The sequence below is a fragment of the Paucihalobacter sp. genome (genome assembly GCF_036825875.1).
Lineage (GTDB): Bacteria > Bacteroidota > Bacteroidia > Flavobacteriales > Flavobacteriaceae > Paucihalobacter.
Window position 1 is genome coordinate 1 of sequence record NZ_DAISXK010000044.1, and the last position, 22,856, is coordinate 22,856.

General features: G+C 34.7%; 27 protein-coding genes and 1 tRNA gene. 21 read left to right on the plus strand and 7 right to left on the minus strand.

What is annotated here, in order from left to right; all coding sequences use genetic code 11:
- The 14 genes from V7Z48_RS11175 to V7Z48_RS11240 form a co-directional block, all read left to right on the plus strand.
- Positions 1-142 (plus strand): DUF2867 domain-containing protein (locus V7Z48_RS11175; protein ID WP_334113604.1); only part of this gene is annotated, 142 nt, incomplete at its 5' end.
- Positions 143-145: 3 nt separating this feature from the next.
- Positions 146-274, plus strand: coding sequence for a DUF2256 domain-containing protein (locus V7Z48_RS11180; RefSeq protein WP_334113568.1), 129 nt, complete (start codon positions 146-148; stop codon positions 272-274).
- Entirely contained in the window at positions 256-1,563 is a 1,308-nt protein-coding gene (locus V7Z48_RS11185; protein WP_334113569.1) for a DASH family cryptochrome, read from the plus strand. The genes V7Z48_RS11180 and V7Z48_RS11185 overlap by 19 nt, the downstream gene beginning before the upstream one ends.
- Entirely contained in the window at positions 1,564-3,051 is a 1,488-nt protein-coding gene (locus V7Z48_RS11190) for a cryptochrome/photolyase family protein (protein ID WP_334113570.1), read from the plus strand.
- Positions 3,041-4,531, plus strand: a complete 1,491-nt coding sequence (locus V7Z48_RS11195) for a cryptochrome/deoxyribodipyrimidine photo-lyase family protein (RefSeq protein ID WP_334113571.1) — start codon at positions 3,041-3,043, stop codon at positions 4,529-4,531. The genes V7Z48_RS11190 and V7Z48_RS11195 overlap by 11 nt, the downstream gene beginning before the upstream one ends.
- A 112-nt stretch (positions 4,532-4,643) precedes the next feature.
- Complete coding sequence (locus V7Z48_RS11200) at positions 4,644-5,069, plus strand: hypothetical protein (protein WP_334113572.1); 426 nt, start codon at positions 4,644-4,646, stop codon at positions 5,067-5,069.
- On the plus strand, positions 5,069-5,344 hold the full coding sequence (locus tag V7Z48_RS11205) for a TIGR03643 family protein (protein ID WP_334113573.1): 276 nt from the start codon (positions 5,069-5,071) through the stop codon (positions 5,342-5,344). Before V7Z48_RS11200 ends, V7Z48_RS11205 begins: the two co-directional genes overlap by 1 nt.
- A gap of 55 nt (positions 5,345-5,399) precedes the next feature.
- Complete coding sequence (gene folE, locus V7Z48_RS11210) at positions 5,400-6,101, plus strand: GTP cyclohydrolase I FolE (protein ID WP_334113574.1); 702 nt, start codon at positions 5,400-5,402, stop codon at positions 6,099-6,101.
- A 3-nt stretch (positions 6,102-6,104) separates the two neighbouring features.
- The gene (locus V7Z48_RS11215) at positions 6,105-6,329 is read left to right on the plus strand and encodes a hypothetical protein (RefSeq protein WP_334113575.1); all 225 of its coding nucleotides are present in this window, start codon (positions 6,105-6,107) and stop codon (positions 6,327-6,329) included.
- A gap of 79 nt (positions 6,330-6,408) precedes the next feature.
- Complete coding sequence (locus tag V7Z48_RS11220; RefSeq protein ID WP_334113576.1) at positions 6,409-7,092, plus strand: SDR family NAD(P)-dependent oxidoreductase; 684 nt, start codon at positions 6,409-6,411, stop codon at positions 7,090-7,092.
- A gap of 4 nt (positions 7,093-7,096) precedes the next feature.
- Positions 7,097-7,636: a glutathione peroxidase gene (locus V7Z48_RS11225; RefSeq protein WP_334113578.1), complete on the plus strand. Its 540-nt coding sequence runs from the start codon at positions 7,097-7,099 to the stop codon at positions 7,634-7,636.
- Positions 7,633-8,094 (plus strand): TspO/MBR family protein, encoded by a 462-nt coding sequence (locus V7Z48_RS11230; RefSeq protein WP_334113579.1) that lies wholly within the window; start codon positions 7,633-7,635, stop codon positions 8,092-8,094. Before V7Z48_RS11225 ends, V7Z48_RS11230 begins: the two co-directional genes overlap by 4 nt.
- Before the next feature lie 5 nt (positions 8,095-8,099).
- A complete protein-coding gene (locus tag V7Z48_RS11235; protein ID WP_334113580.1) occupies positions 8,100-8,570 on the plus strand; it encodes an SRPBCC family protein in 471 nt (156 codons plus the stop codon).
- 7 nt (positions 8,571-8,577) lie between these two features.
- Positions 8,578-9,879, plus strand: a complete 1,302-nt coding sequence (locus V7Z48_RS11240) for a cryptochrome/photolyase family protein (protein WP_334113605.1) — start codon at positions 8,578-8,580, stop codon at positions 9,877-9,879.
- A gap of 5 nt (positions 9,880-9,884) precedes the next feature.
- On the opposite strand, the gene V7Z48_RS11245 is transcribed toward V7Z48_RS11240, so the two are convergent.
- From V7Z48_RS11245 to V7Z48_RS11260, 4 genes are all read right to left on the minus strand, one after another.
- A complete protein-coding gene (locus tag V7Z48_RS11245; RefSeq protein ID WP_334113582.1) occupies positions 9,885-12,599 on the minus strand; it encodes a hypothetical protein in 2,715 nt (904 codons plus the stop codon).
- 300 nt (positions 12,600-12,899) lie between these two features.
- Positions 12,900-14,207, minus strand: a complete 1,308-nt coding sequence (murA, locus tag V7Z48_RS11250) for a UDP-N-acetylglucosamine 1-carboxyvinyltransferase (protein WP_334113584.1) — start codon at positions 14,205-14,207, stop codon at positions 12,900-12,902.
- A gap of 3 nt (positions 14,208-14,210) precedes the next feature.
- The gene (locus V7Z48_RS11255; protein WP_334113586.1) at positions 14,211-14,855 is read right to left on the minus strand and encodes a DUF4290 domain-containing protein; all 645 of its coding nucleotides are present in this window, start codon (positions 14,853-14,855) and stop codon (positions 14,211-14,213) included.
- A gap of 88 nt (positions 14,856-14,943) precedes the next feature.
- Positions 14,944-15,237: a DUF493 family protein gene (locus tag V7Z48_RS11260; RefSeq protein ID WP_334113588.1), complete on the minus strand. Its 294-nt coding sequence runs from the start codon at positions 15,235-15,237 to the stop codon at positions 14,944-14,946.
- An 88-nt stretch (positions 15,238-15,325) separates the two neighbouring features.
- Between V7Z48_RS11260 and V7Z48_RS11265 the strand changes: the two genes are divergently transcribed.
- The 5 genes from V7Z48_RS11265 (at position 15,326) to V7Z48_RS11285 (ending at position 19,872) form a co-directional block, all read left to right on the plus strand.
- Positions 15,326-15,859: an ATP-binding protein gene (locus V7Z48_RS11265; protein ID WP_334113590.1), complete on the plus strand. Its 534-nt coding sequence runs from the start codon at positions 15,326-15,328 to the stop codon at positions 15,857-15,859.
- A 9-nt stretch (positions 15,860-15,868) separates the two neighbouring features.
- Positions 15,869-17,776 (plus strand): RecQ family ATP-dependent DNA helicase, encoded by a 1,908-nt coding sequence (locus tag V7Z48_RS11270; RefSeq protein WP_334113591.1) that lies wholly within the window; start codon positions 15,869-15,871, stop codon positions 17,774-17,776.
- A gap of 2 nt (positions 17,777-17,778) precedes the next feature.
- Entirely contained in the window at positions 17,779-18,726 is a 948-nt protein-coding gene (gene fmt / locus V7Z48_RS11275; protein WP_334113593.1) for a methionyl-tRNA formyltransferase, read from the plus strand.
- Positions 18,727-18,919: 193 nt separating this feature from the next.
- Complete coding sequence (locus V7Z48_RS11280; protein WP_334113594.1) at positions 18,920-19,192, plus strand: HU family DNA-binding protein; 273 nt, start codon at positions 18,920-18,922, stop codon at positions 19,190-19,192.
- 119 nt (positions 19,193-19,311) lie between these two features.
- Positions 19,312-19,872, plus strand: coding sequence for a YqgE/AlgH family protein (locus V7Z48_RS11285; protein WP_334113597.1), 561 nt, complete (start codon positions 19,312-19,314; stop codon positions 19,870-19,872).
- 1 nt (position 19,873) lies between these two features.
- Here V7Z48_RS11285 and V7Z48_RS11290 read toward each other — a convergent pair whose 3' ends face one another.
- Positions 19,874-20,716 (minus strand): aminotransferase class IV, encoded by an 843-nt coding sequence (locus tag V7Z48_RS11290; protein WP_334113599.1) that lies wholly within the window; start codon positions 20,714-20,716, stop codon positions 19,874-19,876.
- A gap of 57 nt (positions 20,717-20,773) precedes the next feature.
- A complete protein-coding gene (locus V7Z48_RS11295) occupies positions 20,774-21,166 on the minus strand; it encodes an START-like domain-containing protein (protein WP_334113600.1) in 393 nt (130 codons plus the stop codon).
- 127 nt (positions 21,167-21,293) lie between these two features.
- On the opposite strand from V7Z48_RS11295, the gene V7Z48_RS11300 reads away from it, so the two are divergent.
- Together V7Z48_RS11300 and V7Z48_RS11305 are read left to right on the plus strand one after the other, a co-directional pair.
- Positions 21,294-21,367, plus strand: a tRNA-Met gene (locus tag V7Z48_RS11300).
- A gap of 54 nt (positions 21,368-21,421) precedes the next feature.
- Positions 21,422-22,012 carry a hypothetical protein gene (locus V7Z48_RS11305; RefSeq protein WP_334113602.1) on the plus strand — a complete coding sequence of 197 codons (591 nt, stop codon included), beginning with the start codon at positions 21,422-21,424 and terminating at the stop codon, positions 22,010-22,012.
- Here the strand turns inward: V7Z48_RS11305 and V7Z48_RS11310 are convergent.
- Positions 21,989-22,856: hypothetical protein (locus V7Z48_RS11310; protein ID WP_334113603.1), on the minus strand; the 868-nt coding region annotated here is incomplete at its 5' end. The genes V7Z48_RS11305 and V7Z48_RS11310 overlap by 24 nt on opposite strands.

Here is a 22,856-nt window from a genome sequence, read left to right on the forward strand (position 1 = left end):
TAAAATTGAAGAAGGTATTCTCTATCAAACCGCCACTTTTAGACCCAAAGGATTGGCCGGTCGCCTGTATTGGTATGCCGTCACGCCATTTCATTGGTTTGTGTTTGATGGGATGATTAACGCTATTGTTAAAGAGAATTAATTAATGAAAAAAGAGCATCTCCCTGAAAAAATGTGCCCGGTTTGCTTGCGTCCATTTTCATGGCGTAAAAAGTGGGAGAAAAATTGGGATGATGTAAAATATTGTAGTGAAAAATGCAGACGCAACAAGTAAAACACCTAGTTTGGTTTAGAAACGATTTAAGAGTAAATGATAACGCGGTTTTAGCCAATGCCGCTAAAAATACTGAAAGTCTTTTGGCTATTTACTGCCTTGACCCAAGACATTTTGAAACCGATAAATTCGGGTTTAAAAAAACTGAAAAATTCAGAGCTAAATTTCTTTTGGAAACTTTAGAGAATCTACAAGAAAATCTTAAAATGCATGGAATTTCTTTATTGGTAATTCAAGGAAAACCTGAAAACATAATTCCTGAAATTTGCAATACCTACGGAGTTGAAACAGTTTTTTTTCAAAAAGAATGGACCCAAGAAGAACGCAATGTTGAAACCCAACTGTCAAAAAACTTAAACGCAAGTACCAAATTACAAAGTGTATTTGACCAGTTTTTGTATCACCCACATGATATTGGCTTGACATTTAAGGAAATTCCTCAAGTGTTTACAGTGTTTAGAAAACATGTTGAAAAACAGAGTCAAGTACGTAGAACCGTTGAAATTCCAATATTTTCGAAAGAAAATCTAGTTAATGATAACAGAGCCATTCCAACACTAAGGGATTTAGGCTTTGAGGAATTTGAAACGCATCCCAACTCGGCTTTCCCATTTAAAGGCGGCGAAACCGAAGCTTTAAACCGATTAAACAACTATTTTTTTGAAACCAAAAAATTAGGAGTTTACAAAAAAACGCGCAACGGATTAATTGGAACCGATTACAGCTCAAAATTTTCGGCGTGGTTGGCCAATGGAAGTATTTCTGCCAGAACTATTTATTGGGCCATCAAGACCTTTGAAAAAGAACAGTTTAAAAATGATTCTACTTATTGGTTGATTTTTGAATTGATTTGGAGAGATTACTTTAAATATGTGTCGCTTAAACACGGCGACGACATCTTTAAAATAGACGGGATATTAAATACCGATTACGATTGGTATCATCATGAAAAAGACATCAATAAATGGATTAACGGCACCACTGCCGAACCCTTTGTGAACGCCAATATGCTCGAGCTCAAGCACACCGGCTTTATGAGTAATCGGGGTCGGCAAAATGTGGCCTCCTACTTTGCCAAAACACTCAAATTAGATTGGCGCATTGGTGCGGCTTATTTTGAGTCGCTCCTACTCGACTACGACGTTCACAGTAATTACGGTAATTGGATGTATGTAGCAGGCGTTGGAAACGACCCGCGCGATCGGGTTTTCAATATTCAATTGCAAGCTAGTAATTATGACCCTAATGGAAAATATCAGCGATTATGGTTACAAAACACTTTATTTTAAATGAAAACAGTAAGACTTATTTTCCCTCATCAACTCTTCAAAGATTCACCCTTGTTTAATCTTGATGGTGATGTTTATTTAATTGAAAGTGATTTGTTTTTCACCCATTATAAATTTCACAAACAGAAAATTGCGTTTCATCGCAGTAGCATGAAGCAATATGGAGCATTTTTACGAGCTGCAGGGTTTAACGTGAATTATATTGAAGCAATTTCTGAACTTGCTGATGTCCGCACTTTGTTGAAACATTTGAAGGAAAACGGTGTCGAGCATATTCATTATATCGGTCCAACTGATGATTGGTTAAATCGTCGAATAACTTCCACCGCAAAAAAGCAAGGCCTTACTTTGAATAAGTTTGAAAATCCATTGTTTATTAACACCACTTCGGATTTATCAGGATTTTTTCAACCCAACAAAAAGAAGTTTTTTCAAACAGCCTTTTATAAAAGTGAGCGCGAAAGACTGGATATTTTGATGACAGGAAATTCGCAACCCAAAGGCGGCAAATGGACCTACGATGATGAAAACCGCTTGAAATATCCTGCAAAACAAACACCACCAGCCATTGCGTTTCCTAAAAGTGACGAATTTTATGAGGAAGCGTTTAATTATGTCAACCAACATTTCAGTAATCACTTTGGTGAACTGGATGCAAAAAACTTATATCCAGCAAATTTTGAAACAGCACAAGCTTGGTTGAATCAATTTTTAAAAGAGCGCTTTAAAGAATTTGGACCTTATGAAGATGCCATAGTCAAAGAGGAAATTATCTTGAATCACAGTTTATTATCACCCTTAATCAACGTGGGTTTGTTGAGTCCGAAATACGTGGTTGATACAGCTATAGAGTTTGCTAGAGCAAATGATATTCCGCTTAATTCCACCGAAGGATTTGTGCGTCAAATTATAGGCTGGCGAGAATTCATAAGAGGTATTTATGAAGTTAAAGGACGTGAGGAACGCACCAAAAATTTCTGGAACTTTAAGCGAAAAATACCCAGATCATTTTACGACGGTACCACAGGTATAGACCCAGTGGACGACAGCATCAAAAAAGTGCTCAAAACTGGTTATAACCATCATATTGAACGCTTGATGATTTTGGGTAACTTTATGTTGCTGTGCGAGTTTGACCCCGACGAAGTGTACCGTTGGTTTATGGAAATGTATATAGATGCTTATGATTGGGTTATGGTACCCAATGTGTATGGCATGAGCCAATTCGCCGATGGCGGACTCATGTCTACCAAACCCTATATAAGTGGAAGTAATTATGTTTTAAAAATGAGCGATTACAAAAAAGGTCAATGGCAGACAACTTGGGATGGTTTGTTTTGGGCGTTCATGGATAAACAACGAGAATTTTTCTTGAGTAATCCCCGACTTGGAATGTTGGTGAGAACCTTCGATAAAATGAGTAAAGACAAACAAATGGCGCACCACGAAAATGCTGCGAAATTCTTAGAACAATTAGATGCACAATAACAAACAAAACCTATCACTAGTTTGGTTAAAACGCGATTTGAGATTGCAAGACAATGAAGCAATCCACAACGCTATGCAAACGGGTAATCGTGTTTTATTGTTGTACGCATTTGAAAATATATTGCTTGAAGATGAGCATTACAGTCAGCGGCACTGGGATTTTATAAAGGAATCGTTGAGAGATTTAAACGAAAGACTACAAGCTCATAACAGTAAAGTGCTGGTGGTTATGTCGGATATTACGGCAGCCATCAATCAATTATTTCAATTTTATAAAATTGATACTGTGTTTTCGCATCAAGAAACAGGGATTAAAATAACTTATGACCGCGACAAAGATTTTGAACGTTTTTGTAAAAACAGCCTTATAACATGGGTTCAAAATATTAACAACGGTGTAGTAAGAGGTCTAAAAAATCGTGACAAATGGTTCCAAAGTTGGGATGACTATATGATTCAAGACCAAATTGATTTCGATCCAAATCCCAATCAATTATTAACTACTAAAGAAATACAACAACTCGAGAACTATTTTGAATTGGTTGATTTAAAAACCAATGTGCAATCGCCTTTTCAAAAAGGTGGCACTACTATGGGATTAAGATATGCCAAAACTTTTTTTGAAGAACGGCACAAGAATTATATGTTTCACATTTCAAAACCTGATTTGTCAAGAAAGAGTTGCAGTAGGTTATCGCCTTATTTAGCTTGGGGAAATTTAAGCGTGCGGCAAGTATTTCAGCAAGCAGTTTTGGCAAAAGATGGCAAGCCAAATCGGCATTTAGGAGCCTTTGCCTCTAGATTGCGATGGCAAGCTCATTTTATTCAAAAGTTTGAAATGGAATGCAGTATGGAGTTTATGAGTGTCAATAAAGGTTATCACAAACTTAAAAAAACCATTTCGGAGCGGTACCAACAGGCATGGCAAAACGGACAAACCGGATTTCCGCTAATCGATGCTAGCATGCGCTGTTTAAATCAAACAGGTTATTTAAACTTTAGGATGCGCGCTTTGGTGGTGTCGTTTTTCACACATTGTTTATGGCAACCATGGCAAGATGCTTCTCATTATTTATCCAGACAATTTTTAGATTTTGAACCTGGAATTCACTACCCTCAACTTCAAATGCAAGCGGGCGAAACTGGTATCAATACCCTACGGATTTACAATCCGATAAAAAACAGTACCGAGCATGATGCTGATGCTGTCTTTATAAAAAAATGGGTTCCTGAATTGGCCGATTTAGAAATAGCCTTTGTACACGAACCCTATTTGCTAACACCGTTGGAAGAACAGTTATTTAATTTCAAGCTAGGCATCAACTATCCCAAGCCAATAGTAGAACTTCAAAAAAGTCGCAAACACGCTTCCGAAATTTTATGGGCGATGCAAAAACAAAAAGACGTTCAGGGTGAAAGTATAAGAATTTTAAATAGACACACTTTATCCAATCGAAAAGAGCTTCTAAAAAATAGATAGATACCTTTTGCTCAATACTTTGTTGTTCCTGTTATTTTAAAGTGTTAATTATTGTTTAACTATTCGATTAAAACATTAAACATTTTGTATCTTTGAGTAAGATTTAAAAGACATGGTTCTAGATACAACACACAACAACAAGGAACACGATAATTTAATTAATGATATCGTTGGAAAGCCGTATTCTTTTCTCCAGTCGATAAAGCTGAAAGGTATTGGTTCAAAGCGAATGATGATTGCAGAGGTAAGTCCTAACTTTCAATCGTACATGAACAGCATTGCCGATATTAACTACGGTAATATTGAAATGCGTCCGAACGGAATTTTATTATACATCAATAAAGGATTAAAGAATTTTACGTGGGTTATTCCATATTATCAATTGGTAATCTACAAAACCAACGGCGCTAGCATTCATGCTCAGGGTAGATTTGTACGATTCACCAATAATAAATTGTTGAAAGAAAATAAATTATTTTTTAACAAACTGTTAGATGCCAAGGTAAAATACGACTTACAGTATGAAATGCCATATTAATGAAAGAATTAAATGACATAGAAATTGATAGAATCATCGAAATGGCATGGGAAGATCGCACAACCTTCGACGCTATTTTGTTTCAATTCAATTTAAAAGAACAAGATGTGATTGACCTAATGCGCCGAGAAATGAAGCCAAGTAGCTTTAAAATGTGGAGAAAACGCGTTAGTGGAAGAAAAACAAAACACGCCAAACTTAGAGAATTTACCGATGGTAGATTTAAGTGCAGCAGACAAAAGAGTATATCAAATAACTCCATTTCAAAAAGATAAATCGTGCTTTGCCTTAAGCCTGGAGTTCTTAAGGACAGCACACTAAAAAGACGCTATGAATACAGAAAAATTAGTACTTAAAAAACAAGTGAATGGTAAAAAATTAAACGGTTTTACCATAGAAGACATAGGTGATGACCACCTCTACACAGGACTTGAAACTCCTATGAAGCCAGACGCCTTTAAAATGTCTGACCAAGAAAAAAAAGAAAGAATTGCCATTTTATTTAGTGAAATTATGGACGTAATGGGTTTAGACCTTACAGACGATTCTTTACAAGGAACACCAGATCGTGTTGCGAAAATGTACATCGATGAAATATTCTCAGGATTAAATCCGAAGAATAAGCCAAAGGTAGCTTTGTTTGATAACAAATATCAATACAATCAAATGTTGGTTGAAAAAAATATTACTTTTTATTCCAACTGCGAACACCATTTTGTGCCGATTATTGGCAAAGCGCATGTTGCTTATATTTCTTCCGGAAAAGTAATAGGCTTATCAAAATTAAATCGTATAGTGCAGTTTTACGCAAAACGTCCACAAGTACAAGAGCGTTTAACCAATCAAATTGGTAAAGATCTTCAAGAAATTTTAGAAACTGAGGATGTAGCAATTATTTTAGACGCCAAACACCTTTGTGTATCTTCAAGAGGTATAAAGGATGATACCTCGGCCACGGTAACTACATTTTACGGTGGAGCATTTAATAATCCTGATAAAATTAGAGAATTGCAAAACTATTTAAAAGATTAGATTATGGATTTATTGAACCAAGCTCAGGAATTTGAACAGAGAAAATTCAAGTTTAAAACAACAAGTGATCGCATTGTTGCGGCAAGAGAAGCTAAGGAATTGATATTGAGTTTAAACGAAATATACAAGAAAAAGAAAGATGCCAAAATTATGGAGGTTATGAAACGCCTCACCGCTATCAAACAAAAAATTGAAAAGCGGTTAAAAGGTGTGCCATTAACCGCATAAACGTTAAAAGCCAAAGGTATTCTAAATTGAAATCTTTGGCTTTTTTTAAAAATTTAAAATAAAGTTAAAAAATAATTAAATGAAAACTTACATCATTATAGGCGGAAGTAAAGGTATTGGAAATGCTATTGTGAATTCCCTTTTAAACGACAACAAAGTCATAAATATCAGTAGAACTGCACCCGAAAATACTCATCATAATTTAACCCATTACAACTGTGACGTATTATCTGACGAATTACCAGAAATTAGCGAAGCTGCCGGCTTAGTTTATGCACCAGGAAGTATCAATCTAAAACCAATAAATAGGTTGAGCATTGAAGATTTTCAAAATGATTTCAACATCAATGTAATTGGTGCTGTAAAGGCCATTCAAAAATATTTACCAATTTTGAAAAACGGACATAATCCTTCTATTTTATTATTTAGTACAGTCGCCGCAAAATTAGGTATGCCCTTCCACGCTAGTGTGGCAGCGGCTAAATCGGCTGTTGAAGGTTTAACCATTTCGTTAGGCGCTGAATTGGCTCCAACTATAAGGGTGAATGCGATTGCTCCAACCGTGACCAATACAGATTTAGCATCTAAATTGCTCCGCAACGATAAAATGATTGAAAATATGAACGAGCGTCATCCAATGAAAACTTTCTTACAGCCAGAAAATGTTGCTGATATGGCACATTTTTTACTTTCAGATAAGGCTTCTAAAATTTCAGGACAAATTTTTGAATTAGATTGTGGCATTGTTAGCTTTAAATTATAAAACTATGAATCCAATAAAAGTATTTGCTAATACCTTGTTTCAAAACAACAATTCACCCGAAACCGAACCAAAATCGTCTATATACGATATTGAAATCAATAGTTTACAAAGCGAAAAAATCGTGCTGCCCGAATTTAAAGGCAAATTCATGCTTTTTGTAAATGTGGCCTCCAAATGCGGATTTACACCACAATACAAAGACTTAGAAAAACTCTATCAAACCTATAAAGAACGCTTGGTGGTGATTGGTGTACCTTGTAATCAGTTTGGAAACCAAGAACCTGGAAGTGCCGACGACATTCAAGAATTTTGCGAAATAAATTACGGCGTTTCGTTTCTCATCACTGAAAAAGTGGATGTGAAAGGCAACAATCAGCACCCTTTATACAAATGGCTTACTAATAAATTTATAAACGGAAAAAAAGATAGTTCCGTTAAGTGGAATTTTCATAAATTTTTGGTTAATCCTGAAGGAATTTTGGTAGATTCGTATGGCTCAATGACAAGTCCTATGAGTTCAAAAATTACGAAACACTTAAAATGAAGTTTGGCTATTTATTAGTTCTTTTTCTTATTTTAAATTTCGGTGGATTAGCCATCGGTAGCTGGCTTATGGGTGAAGGCCCAAGTTCCAATTGGTATATGAATCTGAATAAAGCTTCATGGACGCCACCAGGTTGGGTTTTTGGCGCAGCTTGGACACTCATTATGTTTTGTTTTTCAATTTATTTAACTTACTTTTTCAAAACTGAAGTAAGCAACTTTAAAATTGGTTTATTTGTCGTTTTATGGTTGTTGAATGTAAGTTGGAATTATTTCTTTTTCAACCAACAGCAAGTGCTTTTTGCCTTGTTTGTGATAATCACATTAACATTGCTCATTTTGTTTTTAACATTATTTTACGTTCAACAATTTAAGGCAAAACAATTGTTACTATTACCTTACGCCATCTGGCTTTTAATTGCCAGTTCATTAAATGCTTACGTTTATTTTTATAATTAAAATTCATGAAACTATATACCTTACACGCCACTCAAAAGCTACCAATTAGCTTAGAGGACGCTTGGGAATTCTTATCAAATCCAGCTAATCTCAAAGTCATCACACCAGAATATATGACTTTCAAAATTGTTTCAGGTGGAGATAGACCCATGTATGCGGGTCAAATGATAGAATATATTGTAACACCACTTTTAGGAATTAAAACCAGTTGGGTTTCTGAAATTACCCATGTTGAGCCACTTAAATACTTCGTGGATGAGCAACGTTACGGTCCATACGCCATGTGGCATCACAAACATTTTATAAAAGCAATTGAAGGTGGCGTTGAAATGGAAGATTTGATACATTATAAAGTGCCTTTAGGGTTTTTAGGAAAATTGGTACTCCCATATTTGGTAAAGCCCAAATTACAAGAAATATTTGATTACCGAACACAAGCCTTAGAGACTAAATTCGGCAAATACCATTCAAAATAATAGAGTTATAATGCAAAAAGTGAATGTTTTTTGGTTTAGAAGAGACTTAAGGTTAGATGACAATACCGGTTTATATAACGCGTTGATTGAAAACCTACCTGTGTTACCCATATTTATATTTGATTCTGAAATTCTTGATAAACTGCCCAAAAACGATAGCAGAGTCAATTTTATTCACGATACCATTTCTAACATTAACCAACAACTAAAAAAACACAATAGCTGTATCGCCATATACCATGGTAAACCATTAGAAATATTTGAAAATTTAATCGAAAAATTTGAGATTGAAAACGTTTTCACCAACCGAGATTACGAACCATATGCTACAGAACGCGACTTAACCACGTCAAACTTTCTGAGTGCTAAAAACATCGATTTCAAAACCTTTAAAGACCAAGTTATTTTTGAAAAAAGCGAGGTAGTTAAAAATGATGGTGATCCTTATGTAGTTTATACACCTTTCTCCAGAAAGTGGTTAGAACATTTTAAGCCTGAAGATACTCTCCCCTACAAATCAGAAAATTTACTTGACAATTGCATAAAAGATACATCGCTGCCATTTTTAAGTTTAAGTGACATCGGATTTAATTCATCGGATATAAAAGTTGCCGATTACGATGTTGACGCTGATCTCATTGATGCTTACGAAGCTACAAGAAACTTTCCCGCCCATGACGAAACCTCTCGGGTTGGTCCACATTTGAGGTTTGGCACTATTAGCATTAGAAAACTTGTTGATAAAGCTTCAAAACGTGAGAATATCACCTATTTAAAAGAATTAATTTGGCGTGAATTTTTTATGCAAATTCTCTGGCATTTTCCTCATACGTCAACCAAGAGTTTCAAGCCCCAGTACGACCGCATCGAGTGGCGCAACAACGAAGCTGAGTTTAAAAAATGGTGTGAAGGAAACACTGGCTATCCTTTGGTAGATGCAGGCATGCGCCAACTCAACGAAACTGGATTTATGCACAATCGCATACGAATGTTAGTTGGAAGTTTTTTATGCAAGCACTTGCTCATTGATTGGCGATGGGGAGAAGCTTATTTTGCTGAAAAACTTCATGATTATGAAATGGCAAGCAACGTTGGTAACTGGCAATGGGTTGCAGGATGTGGTGTAGATGCGGCGCCATATTTCAGAATTTTTAATCCCACTACTCAGATAGATAAATTTGACAAAGACCATAAATACATCAACAAGTGGGTAAAAAACCTAAATAGCTTAGAATATCCATCAGAAATGGTAGATCATAAAATGGCACGGGAACGTTGCTTAAAGGTTTATAAAGCTGCGGTTTCTTAAAATATTTACTTACAGTTTAGTTTTAGTGCAGATTCTAATCCATTTATTGCATTGGCACGCTGCTCTCTTGTCATATTTTCGATTGCGTCGGCTAGCGTATCTGCACCTTCCGAAATAGACATAGGTAAAGATGGTAAGTTTGCACATTCCTTCCATTTTTTTATAAAGTCATCGGCATGTGCTAACACTTCAAACGACGCTCCTCGTTGTGCCGCCCCTAATGCAGATTTTAAAGCCACAAAAATTGGACAAACACATTCAGGCTGGTCCTTTAAAACTAGTAAACCACCAATTATAGTTCCTATTTTAGTGTTGCCGGTTAAATCGTCTAATGCCCCAAGTCCAATCAATTCTACCAAATCTTCGAACGCATCATCACCTGCACTACCATTTTTTATATCGTCTATTAAATCTTTAATTTCTTGATCCTTCTTGGCCCGATTTGCACGTACGGCGTCTCTCTTTCTCTTCTCCTCAGCTGCAATACGTGCAGCATCAGCCTCAGCTTGAGCTTTTTTGGCTATTTCATTTTGAGCGTCGGAAATATCGCTCAAGGCATCCGATAAATCATCATCGAGCGTATCAATATCTTTACTATTGTCGTCATAGTCCTTCTCAGTATCACTTATATCTGAGGCTATTTTAGATTCTAAGGCTTTCTTTTTATTAATAATATTGTTAAAATCGTTCCAAAAATCTTCCCATTCTTGCGCGTTTGTGGGACATTTATCATTAAGCAATGCCTTCAATTCATCTTTAAAATCACATAAGTCGGGATGGTCCTCACACCATTTATTCAACAAATTTTCAAGTGCCTTTTTTATAGATTCACAAATATCCTCTATCGCACTTTTCAATATAGCGCTTTGATCGGCCGCATCATTGATGGCGTCTTCCTGTTCACTAATTTCACTGTCGTAATCATCACATAAATTTTTGGTATCTTGAATGGCTTGCTCTAAGCGATTTGTGTCGTTTTTACAGGCTTCCAACGCATCTATTAAATTGGACAAATCCTTTCTCATTTGTCTTATTTCATCACGTGACTTTTTTGATGTTTTATCGTATGAATGTAGCATTACACCAGTAAACTTTAAATTGTAGCCTCCTTCGCCATCTAATGTGATTTCAGCAGTAATACCCATTTTCATTAAATAGGCAGAGGTTAATTTACTAATGGCCTTTTCAATGGCATTCTCCAACTCAGCACAATCGTTTTTGCGTTTAGCAAGTTCCGACTTCAATTCGGCAATCCTATTTTCACAATCGTTCTTCTTATTTTTTGTTTCTGTAATAATGTTATTCGCCATTGAAGAATGGTCACCAGCATCGGCAATAGAATCGAGAATGTTCCTTATTTTGTCACCTAACACATCTGGATAATTATCTAAAATTTTATTAATAAAAACTAACTCGTTATAGCGCAGATCTAACGAATCCATCAACCTTAATAGACTATCTCTTTCATTCAATTTTGCTTCTTTGGCTACTCTAGCTTTGTTGGCTCTGGATTGGCCATCCGAAATTTTTCTTTCTAATTCAGGATAATAATACGAAAAATCATAACTGTGATCCTTTATGACATAGATGGTTTGTTGGGTGTCTTCAGTATTAAAAGATAAGACGTTAACCTGATTATCCAGTTCACTATCCGCGATAAGCAAGAAGTTGGGTCTTATAAGGTAATTTTGAATGCTGGAAATCTTAGCCTTACTTGAATATTCGTTTCCTATTTCAGGAATATGATTTTCAGGATTATGTATATAAATTGTATCGTTTTGGAATTGATAAAAAACAATATCATTAATCCTTTTTCTATTTAAATTAATAGATGGAAAAGTGGTTGATAATTTTCTTTGGTTATAATCGAGCTGATAGTTGAAGTCCATATTTTTCCAATAATCAGGCAGATTCCGCCGTGTTGGTAATTTGACGCTTTCAACTTGGTCTATGATTAAGGTTTCCTGTTGATTAGGTAGCTTTTTACGGTGATTTAAGCTTACACTAAGACCGATTCCGAAATTGGCAGCCATAGCATCATCAATCAGTAATAATTTCCCTTCAGCATAAACACCTAATGCTAGAGTGCTTTTTGGGTTAAATAATAGTTGCGATGAAATTGAAAATCCTGGAATTATAAAAGATTCTTTAGCTTCGTAATCAAAACTAAAGTCCCTTACCGTAGCAGTAACAGGATTGTATGATACATACTGAATTATTGGACCAGCATCGATAAATAGATTAGATTTTGAATTGGTATTAAAACTAATTCCAACACTGACATCAACTATATTTCTTTCAGATTTAAATCGGCTAGGTTCCACAGATTCATCATTAATTTCTGGATTGAAATAGAGAATATCAAAATTTTGATGATGTGTTCCAGAAATCCATCCTACACTTCCAAAAAAACCAAGACGACCTTTACCAAAATGACGAAATCTATAACTAATAGCAACTGAATTAGACAATTCTATCGACTGAAAATTAGTGCCCTCTATAAATTCCCCATTGAGTTCATTAGAAATACCTACCAGCCAATTCTCATTATTGAAAATTGCATCATTAAATTGAATATTTAAAGGTGCTTTAAAGAAATAGTTTTCTGAGGAATTAGTGCTTAAGTATCCCAGATTAATAGAAGAATGAGTTTGCCCAATACTTTCAAAACTGAACGAACTAAATATTAAAAGAAAAACGATATGTTTTACACAAAACATTAACATTTTTTATGTAAATATAACAATTTTTTAACATAAATGTAACATAAGCCTTTATTTTTATCTTAAACTTCTGACAACTAGTTATCTAAAAACAAGTAAAAAGAGGAGATAAGTTTGGAATGCCTGATTCAAAAATTTGTACGATAAAATATTCTACGATTCAAACAATAATTCTTTTGCTGCGTCGTTAGCCATTTAATGTAGTTGGTTATTATTTGAGAAGTTTAGCAACTACACCATGTGAACCATTCCATAAACAATTTCGAAAAGCTCTGGATTTCAGAGCTTTTCTGATGTCTATATCCGTTCTATTTTAGCACCTATGGCACGTAAACGTTCATCTATACGCTCGTAACCACGATCTATTTGCTCGATGTTATGAATTACCGAAGTTCCTTTAGCGGAAAGTGCGGCGATAAGTAATGAGATACCAGCTCTAATATCTGGTGAGGTCATTACGGTTGACTTCAATTGCGACTTAAAATTATGGCCAATAACAGTTGCGCGATGCGGATCACATAAAATAATTTTCGCGCCCATATCAATCAATTTATCAACAAAGAACAAACGACTTTCAAACATTTTTTGATGAATGAGTACTTCACCTTCAGCCTGCGTAGCAATTACTAAAACGATACTCAATAAATCAGGCGTAAATCCTGGCCATGGTGCATCGGCAATGGTTAATATTGAACCATCTATAAACTTTTGTATGGTATATCCGTTGGTATGTGCTGGGATATAAATATCGTCGCCTTTTTGTTCCACAGTAATGCCCAGTTTTCTGAAAACATTGGGGATTTGACCCAAGTCCTTCCAGCTAACATCTTTAATGGTAAGTTCGCTTTTGGTCATAGCTGCCAGTCCAATCCAACTACCTATTTCAATCATATCCGGCAGCATGGTATGTGTGGTTCCACCTAATTCTTTAACGCCTTCTATAGTGAGCAAATTTGAACCAACACCAGTTATTTTGGCGCCCATTCTATTCAACATATTACACAATTGTTGTAAATAAGGTTCACATGCTGCGTTATAAATGGAAGTTTTTCCCTTGGCTAATACCGCAGCCATTACAATATTTGCGGTTCCAGTTACAGAAGCTTCATCCAATAACATATCAGTTCCAATAAGTTCTTTAGCTTCAACGCCATAGAAGTGGTCCTCCCGATTGTATCTAAAACTTGCACCAAGCTTTATAAAACCTTCAAAATGCGTGTCTAATCTACGACGGCCAATTTTATCACCACCAGGTTTGGGAATATAACCTCTTCCAAATCTGGCAAGCAACGGTCCAACTATCATAATAGAACCGCGTAAACTTCCACCGTCTATTTTAAATTGTTCCGACTCCAAATATTTCATATTAATATCGTCTGCTTGAAATTCATAAGAATTTGCCCCTTGAGCAGAGACTTTAACACCTAACTTGCCCAAAAGGGTAATTAGCTTATTAACATCTACAATATCTGGAATGTTGTTTATGGTAATTTTTTGATCGGTAAGTAGTACAGCACACAAAATTTGAAGTGCTTCGTTTTTGGCGCCTTGCGGTTTTATACTTCCTTTTAATTGATGACCGCCTTCAATTTTGAATGTTCCCATAGATTAATAACGCTTTCTACTAGTACGATTGTTATGTTGAGGTTTTTTTGTTTTTTTATTGCTAGCGTATTTTTTCTTTGAACGCATTAGGCTATTAGCATCGCTTAAATCGTCAAATGAAGATTTAACTTTTAGTTGATTGTTAGACAATTCGGCCAAATGTGCTAAAATTACATCATCCTCAACCGTATCTTTATTCCAGTTTAAAAAACACTTTTTCATGTGGTTAGCAATGGTATAAACTAAGGCATCTTTTAAATCGCCATCTTCCCAGGTTACAGCTACATCGATCATAGTTTTGATGTTATTGCCATAAAACCTGTATTTAGGATGGTTTTGTGGATACTTAAGCGGTTCTGGTCTTTGCTGCAGAACTTCTCTTAGGGGAATGGGATAAGGCGAATCTACATCTAAATCAAAATCAGCCATAATAAAAAGCTGATCCCATAGTTTATGCTGAAAATCAGGCACATCTCTTAAATGAGGCTGAAGATTGCCCATTACCGATATAATAGATTTTGCTACTTTATTGCGTTCTTCTTTCGTTTCACGTGACTTAGCGAAGTTGATCATTTTTTGCATATGTCGTCCGTATTCTGGAATGATCAAATGCTCACGTTCTGTGTTGTATTCTAAATCGTCAATCAAAATTTAAATTAGGTATTGAATGTTAATAAATTGAAGTTGTACTTCAGGTCGCAAAATACAAAAAATTAATAACTATTGTGCCATTAGTCTATAAGGAAATAACGCCTTCGACGCGTTCTGCCACTATTTTATATTTATTTATAACAGCATCGGGATTTTTCATTGTTACATGAACTGAAACACTAGTATAATTACCATTTTTCGAAGGTTTAGTATCAATAACGGCCCCAACATTATCAAATATATCTTGGATGTCTTTAATTTTTTCTTTGTTGGTTTTTACAATAAATTTAAATAAATATTGTGTTGGCCACAAGGACGTATCTTGAAGTTGTATTTTTAATTTCTGATAAAACTGATCTGTATTATTATCTTGACTCATTACTCATTTTTAATATGCAAAGATACATTTTATATCACATTTTTTATTTCGTTGAATAATTACGAATTTTACACATAAAAATAACGCATTGCATACTACAAAAATTGTAATCACCGGCGGACCTGGAACAGGAAAATCTTCAATCATCAACGGACTCATAAAACGCGGCTATTTTTGTTTAGAAGAAATATCCCGACAAGTCACCTTAGAAGCTAGAAAAGAAGGTACAGAGCAGCTGTTTTTAACGAACCCTTTATTATTTAGCCAGAAGATTTTAACTGCCAGAAAGCAGCAATTTACAGATGCCGAAAACAGCGCGAAATCACTCATATTTTTTGATCGTGGTATGCCCGATGTGTTGGCTTATATGAATTTTATTGGCGATTCTTATCCAGAAGAATTTGTGAATGAATGTAAAAACCACAGTTATGATGCCGTATTTGTTTTAAAACCTTGGAAGGCAATTTTTAAAAGCGATTCCGAGCGTTACGAAACCTTTGAGCAGGCAGTTGAAATTCATGATTTTTTGATAAATATTTATAGCCAATTTAACTATCAACTAAACGATGTTCCTTTTGGAACAGTAGACGAGCGTATTGATTATATTTTAAATCACTTTTAATCAAATTTGATGAGTCATCCTATAACAATATTAGAACGCTACTGGCAACATACGGCGTTTAGACCTTTTCAGGAAGACATTATCAGCGCCGTTTTGGAAAATGAGGATGTTTTAGCTATTTTACCAACAGGTGGCGGAAAATCTGTTTGCTTTCAAATTCCAGCGCTTATAAAACCTGGTATTTGCATTGTTATTTCACCGTTAATAGCCTTGATGAAAGACCAAGTTAATACCTTAAAATCAAAAGGAATAAAGGCGATGGCATTAACTAGTGGCATATCATACAGTGAGTTAGACACTTTATTAGACAACTGTATTTATGGCAATTATAAATTTTTATACATATCACCAGAGCGGCTGCAGCAAGCGTTGGTACAAGAGCGCATTCAGCAAATGAATGTAAATTTAATAGCCGTAGATGAAGCGCACTGTATTTCGCAATGGGGTCATGACTTTAGACCAGCCTACAAACACATTAAACTGTTACGCACTTTGCAGCCAAGCGTTAATGTTTTAGCCTTAACGGCCACAGCCAGACCAATTGTGGCTGAAGAAATTGTCAAAGATCTGGACCTGATTGCTGTAAAGCGTTTTCAAGCCTCCTTTCAGCGTGAAAATATTGCTTATCACAATGTATATACTGAAGATAAATATTTTCACTTACAAGAAATTTTACAAACACATCCAGGAGCCTCCATTATTTATGTTAGAAATAGAAAAGCAACCATTGAGATATCAGAATTTTTAAAAACTTGTGGATATGCAGCGACGTTTTTTCACGGAGGTATTAGTCATACCGAAAAACAAGAACGACTTTACAGTTGGACACATAACAGAACACCTGTAATGGTAGCCACTACTGCCTTTGGAATGGGAATTGACAAACCTGATGTGCGCAGCATCGTTCATTTTAATTTGCCTGAAAGCTTAGAAAGTTATTATCAAGAATCCGGACGTGCAGGCAGAGATAATCAACCAGCATATGCCTTTATATTAAAACGAAAAGGTGATGATGACCAACTTAAGCAACAATTTTTGAATAATTTACCCAGTATTTCCTATTTAAAAACAGTTTATAAAAAGCTGAATAATTATTTTAGAATTCCATACGGCGAGGGTCAAGAAGACACACACCAATTTAACTTTAATACTTTTTGCAGCACATATCAACTAGCAGCAGGAATTACTTACAATGCACTTAAAATTTTAGATAGACATAGCATTATCAATTTAAATCAACAATTCAATTATGTGAGCAAAGTTCAAATTGTGGTTAGTAGCGCTACGGTTTTTTCATACCTAGAAAAACAGCCGCATCAAGAATTGGTTTTAAAAGCACTCTTACGAACCTATGGTGGTATTTTTGATTTTGAAACGCAAATCAATATTGGTCTGATTGCACAAAAAATTAATGTGTCTGATACGCAACTAATCAATGCCTTAAAACAATTAGTAAAAGATGAAATGATTAGCTTTCATCACGCCAATACTGATGCAGAAGTTACTTTTTTGGTGCCAAGAGAAGATGATATTACCATAAATATTATAGCCAAGGAAGTTGAAAAACAACATCAAATAAAACACCAGCACGTTAATGCCGTTTTAAATTATGTGAATAATACTAAAGAATGTTTAAATAGTCAATTACTACATTTTTTCGGGGAGACTTCCAAAACTGCTTGTGAAATTTGTTCGGTATGTTTGCAACATGAGGTAAGCCAAAATGAAATAGACCCATCATTTATTCTTAAAGAAATACTATTGCATTTACAAACAGAAACCTTGAGTTCACGATCTTTAATTGCCGCATTAAAATTGAATAGTAATATAGTTTTAGAAGCCTTAAAATTAGGCTTAGAATTAAATAAAATTGAAATCACAAGTAAAAACACTTATCAATTAAAACAAAAATCATAACCATGCGTGACTTACGAATTGTATTTATGGGAACTCCTGATTTTGCTGTAGGCAGCTTAAAAGCACTTGTGGAAGCCAACCATAATATCGTTGGCGTTATAACAGCACCTGACAAACCAGCAGGACGTGGACAAAAATTACAGCAATCTGCAGTAAAAATCTATGCTTTAAAAAACCAGATAAAAGTCTTGCAACCCACAAATTTAAAAAGTGAAGCATTTTTAAAGGAATTAAAAGCGCTCGATGCCAACTTGCAAATTGTGGTGGCATTTAGAATGTTGCCAGAAATTGTTTGGAGCATGCCTGCTTATGGCACCTTTAATCTACACGCGTCATTATTGCCAGATTATCGCGGAGCTGCGCCCATTCATTGGTCTATTATTAATGGTGAAAATGAAACAGGGGTTACTACATTTTTTATTGATGAAAAAATAGATACAGGTGCTATTATCGCCTTCAAGAAAACAGATATTTCAACTACTGAAACGGTTGGCTCATTACACGACAAACTGACGTACTTGGGAAGTGAGTTAGTCCTTGAAACGGTTTCATTAATTGCTGACGATAAAGTGCAAACGACCATTCAGCCAGAAGTTTCTAATTTAAAAACCGCTTATAAACTTCACAAGAATAATTGTAAGATAGACTGGAATCAAGATCTAGACACTATTTGCAATAAAATACGTGGTTTAAATCCGTTTCCATCGGCTTGGACGACCTTACACAATAATGAAGACGTTTTAGACATTAAGCTTTATGATATTAAAAAGATCCTAGAAGACCATCCTTTCAAAAACGGTAAAGTGATTGTAGAAAACGGAACTATTAAAATTTCTGTGAAACACGGATTTGTTAAAATTGAAACACTACAACTCCCAGGCAAACGAAAAATGGATGCTAAAGACCTTTTAAACGGATTTCAATTTAGCGAATCGGCCTATGTTGTATAAGTGCCTTATTTTACTAGGATTATGAAAATTCCGATGAAATGCACTTCCTTTATTAACATTTCTTTAAAGTTATTAACAAAAACTGGTTTTTCCCTTGCTATTACTTGCGTGGCAGTAGAATCCGTATAAATTTGTAAGAGGATTTAACAAAATACGTTTTACCCAACTATTTAATAATTAAAAATTTAAATTTATGAACAAAACAGATTTAATCAATGGAATGGCAGAACATGCTGGAATTACAAAAGCCGCTGCTAAAAAAGCCTTAGATTCACTTTTAGGTGATATAGAAGGATCACTTAAGAAAGGTAATAGAGTTTCTTTAGTTGGATTTGGATCTTGGTCAGTTTCTAAAAGAGCTGCAAGAGAAGGAAGAAACCCACAAACAGGAAAAACTATCAAAATTAAAGCTAAAAACGTAGTGAAATTTAAAGCTGGTTCAGATTTGAGCAACGCTGTCAATTAATTATAGTTCGATGAATATTGAAAAGCCTGCTCCAACAAAGCAGGCTTTTTTCGTATAAAACCACTCAATCTATTGGTTTTTATAAAAATATATTATAGTTTTAAATAAAATCTTTAGCTATGACTTCGCAACGTATCAAAAAAGGAGATTTACTTATTGCCGAACCATCGATTATTGGTGATATCAATTTTAATCGTGCGGTTATTTTATTGGCCGACCACAATGTTACAGGTTCAATCGGATTTATTTTGAACAAGCAATTAAACTATACGCTTAAAGATCTTATTCAGAATACAGAGTCTGATTTTACAGTATATAATGGCGGACCTGTAGAACAGGATAATCTTTACTTTGTTCACAATAAACCAGAACTGATTCCTGAAAGCATAGAAATATCAAACGGAATTTATTGGGGTGGCGATTTTGAAATTGCGCTTTCGTTGGTAAATAGTCACAATATCACTGAACAAGACATCCGATTCTTTTTAGGCTACTCTGGTTGGGATGCCAAACAATTAAAAGAAGAATTATTAGGAAATTCATGGTTAGTATCACCTAACATTTACGAAAACAACTTGCTAGAGCATTGTGATAGTGGTATTTGGAAGCAAAAAATGTTGGAACTAGACGACAACTACAGTATTTGGTCTAATGCCCCTGAACATCCCAGTTATAATTAAATTAAGTACCGATTTTTGTATTCAAATTTCCTAATAATTCCTGAGCAATTTGTGTTTTATAAGTTTTTTTGCGGTAGTGCGTTATGGGTACTATGCCTTTAATCACATTTGTATAGAACAGTTCATCAGCTTTTTGAAGTTCGAAGGTAGAGATAGAACTTTCATCTAATGTGAACTTTTCGTTTTTATTTAAAAGACCTATAAGTTGTTGACGCATAATTCCTTTTAAGCAACCGTCGGTAAGTGGTGGTGTTTTGATAATATTACCGTGAACAAGAAAAATATTTCCATTTAAACATTCAACCACATTTTTACTGTTGTTTAAAAGCAAACAATTATCTAAATCATTTTCTTGCGCATAAATACTACCTAAAATATTGGTGATTTTATTATTTGTTTTTAAGTTTGAAAGCAAACCTTCATTGATAAAGAAATCTTTAAATAAATCAACCTCACACTTTATAACTTCATTAATGACATACTTTGATTCATTCAATAAACTAGAAGAAATACTGAAATTTATTTGTTTTGAAATCGGTAGGTAGTTACCTCCTTCACCTCTGTCGACGGTGATTCTTACACGTGCTATTTTTTGATCTAGACTATTTGCTTCTAAAGTTTTTAAGATTTCAGATTCTAAAAATTCCATAGTAAAACCCATAGGGATTTCCATTCTCATAATCCGCATAGAAGCCATCAGTCTAAAATAATGATCTTCCCAGAACAACGGCTTACCGTTAATCACTTTAATTGTTTCAAACAAGGCGTCCCCATACTTGTAGCCTCTGTTTTCCAAAGACAAAATGGCTGCATTAGCATGTAATTTTCCGTTAAAATTAATCATAAAAAAGTCCCGATTATTAGATCGGGACAAATATAATTGATATTAAAAGTATAGTTGTTAAGCCGAACCTAAAACTTGTTTTAAATCCGAAATTTGGTTGGTCCATAACATTTTGGCTTCCTCAATTTCGTCCTCTTCAGCATAATCGGTTACAATTAAAGACACGTCTTTAGTAATTTCATCCACCTGTATTCTAATTTCAAAAAAATATGGATTGCCATCTTCTTCATCTACCATCCATCTAAATTTAATACGTTCGCCATTTTTCTTACTTAAAAGTTTGGCTTGCTCTTCAGAACCATCCCATATAAAGGTATAAAGTTCGCCTCTAGAATTGACATTGTCAGAAAACCATTCGGACATCCCCGAAGGTGTTGATAGATATTGATATAACAATTGCGGTGAGGCTTGTATTGGGAATTCTAATTCAAACTTTACTTTTTCATCCATAAACTAAAATATTAACGTGCTCAATATATACATTAATTGTTAAGTTTAAAAACGAAATATATAAAATTATTTTCGTGAGGTATGTTTGTTGCCATTAATTTTGTTTTTATATTTGCACCCCATTAATGGCGAGGTAGCTCAGCTGGTTAGAGCGTCGGATTCATAACCCGGAGGTCGGGGGATCGTGCCCCCCTCTCGCTACAAATTAGATTCATTTCAAAATTAACGGTTTAGTTCACACTAAACCGTTTTTTTATGTCAACGTTAAATGAATTGATTACTTTAGGCCTTCAAAATGAATACGATTTGGAACACGATTCAGAATATAAAACTCTTTTTTCAAAGCCTAAAATTTATGACGGCAAAGGAGATTTGAGTAAGCGATGGTATGTGTATTTTTCATATTTAGACCCTAAAACAGGTAAACTAAAAAGATTGAAAAATATATATGGCAAGGCTAACCGTTTCAAAAATAAGGAGAACCGCTATGCGCTGCTTTCACTTTATAGAAAGCAATTACTAAAATTATTAAATGAAGGGTACAATCCTTTTAATGATAATACCGCATTATATCAGCAGAAAAAAGCTCAAATTTCAACTGTAAACTTAACGGAATCTACGAGCCATAGTCATATGGAAATGGCAAATACTAGTAATTCTGAAGCCAATGTTCAAACTTTCAATAATGACAACCTTGATACTGATTTTTTAGAAGAGCCATCTCTCAAAATAAAAGAAGCTTTTGAGCTTGCTATAGAATTAAAAACCAATGTTGTTAATCAACGAACTCTAAATGACTACGAAAACCGTTGTAATCTTTTTTCATTTGAATACTATTGTTATTAGTTCTTCCATAATTGAGGCTGCCTTTAGTGATTTTGGTCTATAATTTCCAGGGTGACCACATTTATTTCTAGTATCCAAACAATCTTCCAAAGAGTCTTTTTCTCCCTTATCAATTATCGCTAGTTCTTGGGCTGATTGCAAAAGTAATGCGTCATTTATATATGCGAAGTCTTCAATCTTTTTTATTTCTTTTGCATTAGGATTGAATTTTTTAAGAGCATTATTTAGAGTTACTTTGCCGTGACCAAATGCTTTCTTACGTAAATTCAGTACCGCAGCATTCCAAGCGAATATTATGCCTGCTCGCAATGAACCCGCATTCATACAAACCAGAGCTTCTTTTAAATAATCAGCTTCATCTTTATCAGGTATCCCTAATATTGCCTGTTCAAAATATTCAACATTAATAGGGTGTTCAACTTCCGTTCTTAAAATAATCTTGTCAAGTGGGCTAAATGGCTTTTTACTAATGTCTCTATTTACTATTAAAGTGAAAAATTCCAATGAATGACTGGAATTCATTTTCAAATTCGCAAGTGTGAATTGTAAAGGATAACCTAGTTGTTGCAAATGAATAATATATGAGTACTTTAATGTTTTAAAAGTTACTTTTTTAGTAATCCCACTTTTAATCACTTGATTTACCAGAATTTTTCTGACTGTCGTGTCCCCGTATTGTTTGCCAGTATGACCACTTTCAAAAACATATTTATTAGGCTTGTTCACCTTGATATGTTGAGTAAGCATTGATTTTACATATTTTGCTAAGACTGCTTCTCTCCTTATTCGCTGGATATTTCGGTTCGATTTGTGCCACTGATTTCGGTCGGTTAGTGCCAGTCGT

Bases quoted from the DNA above. Each gene is read 5' to 3' on its own strand.
- V7Z48_RS11220 (WP_334113576.1), top strand. From the start codon at position 6,409: ATGAAAACTTACATCATTATAGGCGGAAGTAAAGGTATTGGAAATGCT.
- V7Z48_RS11245 (WP_334113582.1), bottom strand. From the start codon at position 12,599: ATGTTTTGTGTAAAACATATCGTTTTTCTTTTAATATTTAGTTCGTTC.
- V7Z48_RS11195 (WP_334113571.1), top strand. From the start codon at position 3,041: ATGCACAATAACAAACAAAACCTATCACTAGTTTGGTTAAAACGCGAT.
- V7Z48_RS11180 (WP_334113568.1), top strand. From the start codon at position 146: ATGAAAAAAGAGCATCTCCCTGAAAAAATGTGCCCGGTTTGCTTGCGT.
- V7Z48_RS11205 (WP_334113573.1), top strand. From the start codon at position 5,069: ATGAAAGAATTAAATGACATAGAAATTGATAGAATCATCGAAATGGCA.
- V7Z48_RS11190 (WP_334113570.1), top strand. From the start codon at position 1,564: ATGAAAACAGTAAGACTTATTTTCCCTCATCAACTCTTCAAAGATTCA.
- V7Z48_RS11235 (WP_334113580.1), top strand. From the start codon at position 8,100: ATGAAACTATATACCTTACACGCCACTCAAAAGCTACCAATTAGCTTA.
- V7Z48_RS11230 (WP_334113579.1), top strand. From the start codon at position 7,633: ATGAAGTTTGGCTATTTATTAGTTCTTTTTCTTATTTTAAATTTCGGT.
- murA (WP_334113584.1), bottom strand. From the start codon at position 14,207: ATGGGAACATTCAAAATTGAAGGCGGTCATCAATTAAAAGGAAGTATA.
- V7Z48_RS11290 (WP_334113599.1), bottom strand. From the start codon at position 20,716: ATGATTAATTTTAACGGAAAATTACATGCTAATGCAGCCATTTTGTCT.
- V7Z48_RS11305 (WP_334113602.1), top strand. From the start codon at position 21,422: ATGTCAACGTTAAATGAATTGATTACTTTAGGCCTTCAAAATGAATAC.
- V7Z48_RS11270 (WP_334113591.1), top strand. From the start codon at position 15,869: ATGAGTCATCCTATAACAATATTAGAACGCTACTGGCAACATACGGCG.
- fmt (WP_334113593.1), top strand. From the start codon at position 17,779: ATGCGTGACTTACGAATTGTATTTATGGGAACTCCTGATTTTGCTGTA.
- V7Z48_RS11280 (WP_334113594.1), top strand. From the start codon at position 18,920: ATGAACAAAACAGATTTAATCAATGGAATGGCAGAACATGCTGGAATT.
- V7Z48_RS11225 (WP_334113578.1), top strand. From the start codon at position 7,097: ATGAATCCAATAAAAGTATTTGCTAATACCTTGTTTCAAAACAACAAT.
- V7Z48_RS11215 (WP_334113575.1), top strand. From the start codon at position 6,105: ATGGATTTATTGAACCAAGCTCAGGAATTTGAACAGAGAAAATTCAAG.
- V7Z48_RS11285 (WP_334113597.1), top strand. From the start codon at position 19,312: ATGACTTCGCAACGTATCAAAAAAGGAGATTTACTTATTGCCGAACCA.
- folE (WP_334113574.1), top strand. From the start codon at position 5,400: ATGAATACAGAAAAATTAGTACTTAAAAAACAAGTGAATGGTAAAAAA.
- V7Z48_RS11200 (WP_334113572.1), top strand. From the start codon at position 4,644: ATGGTTCTAGATACAACACACAACAACAAGGAACACGATAATTTAATT.
- V7Z48_RS11185 (WP_334113569.1), top strand. From the start codon at position 256: ATGCAGACGCAACAAGTAAAACACCTAGTTTGGTTTAGAAACGATTTA.
- V7Z48_RS11295 (WP_334113600.1), bottom strand. From the start codon at position 21,166: ATGGATGAAAAAGTAAAGTTTGAATTAGAATTCCCAATACAAGCCTCA.
- V7Z48_RS11260 (WP_334113588.1), bottom strand. From the start codon at position 15,237: ATGAGTCAAGATAATAATACAGATCAGTTTTATCAGAAATTAAAAATA.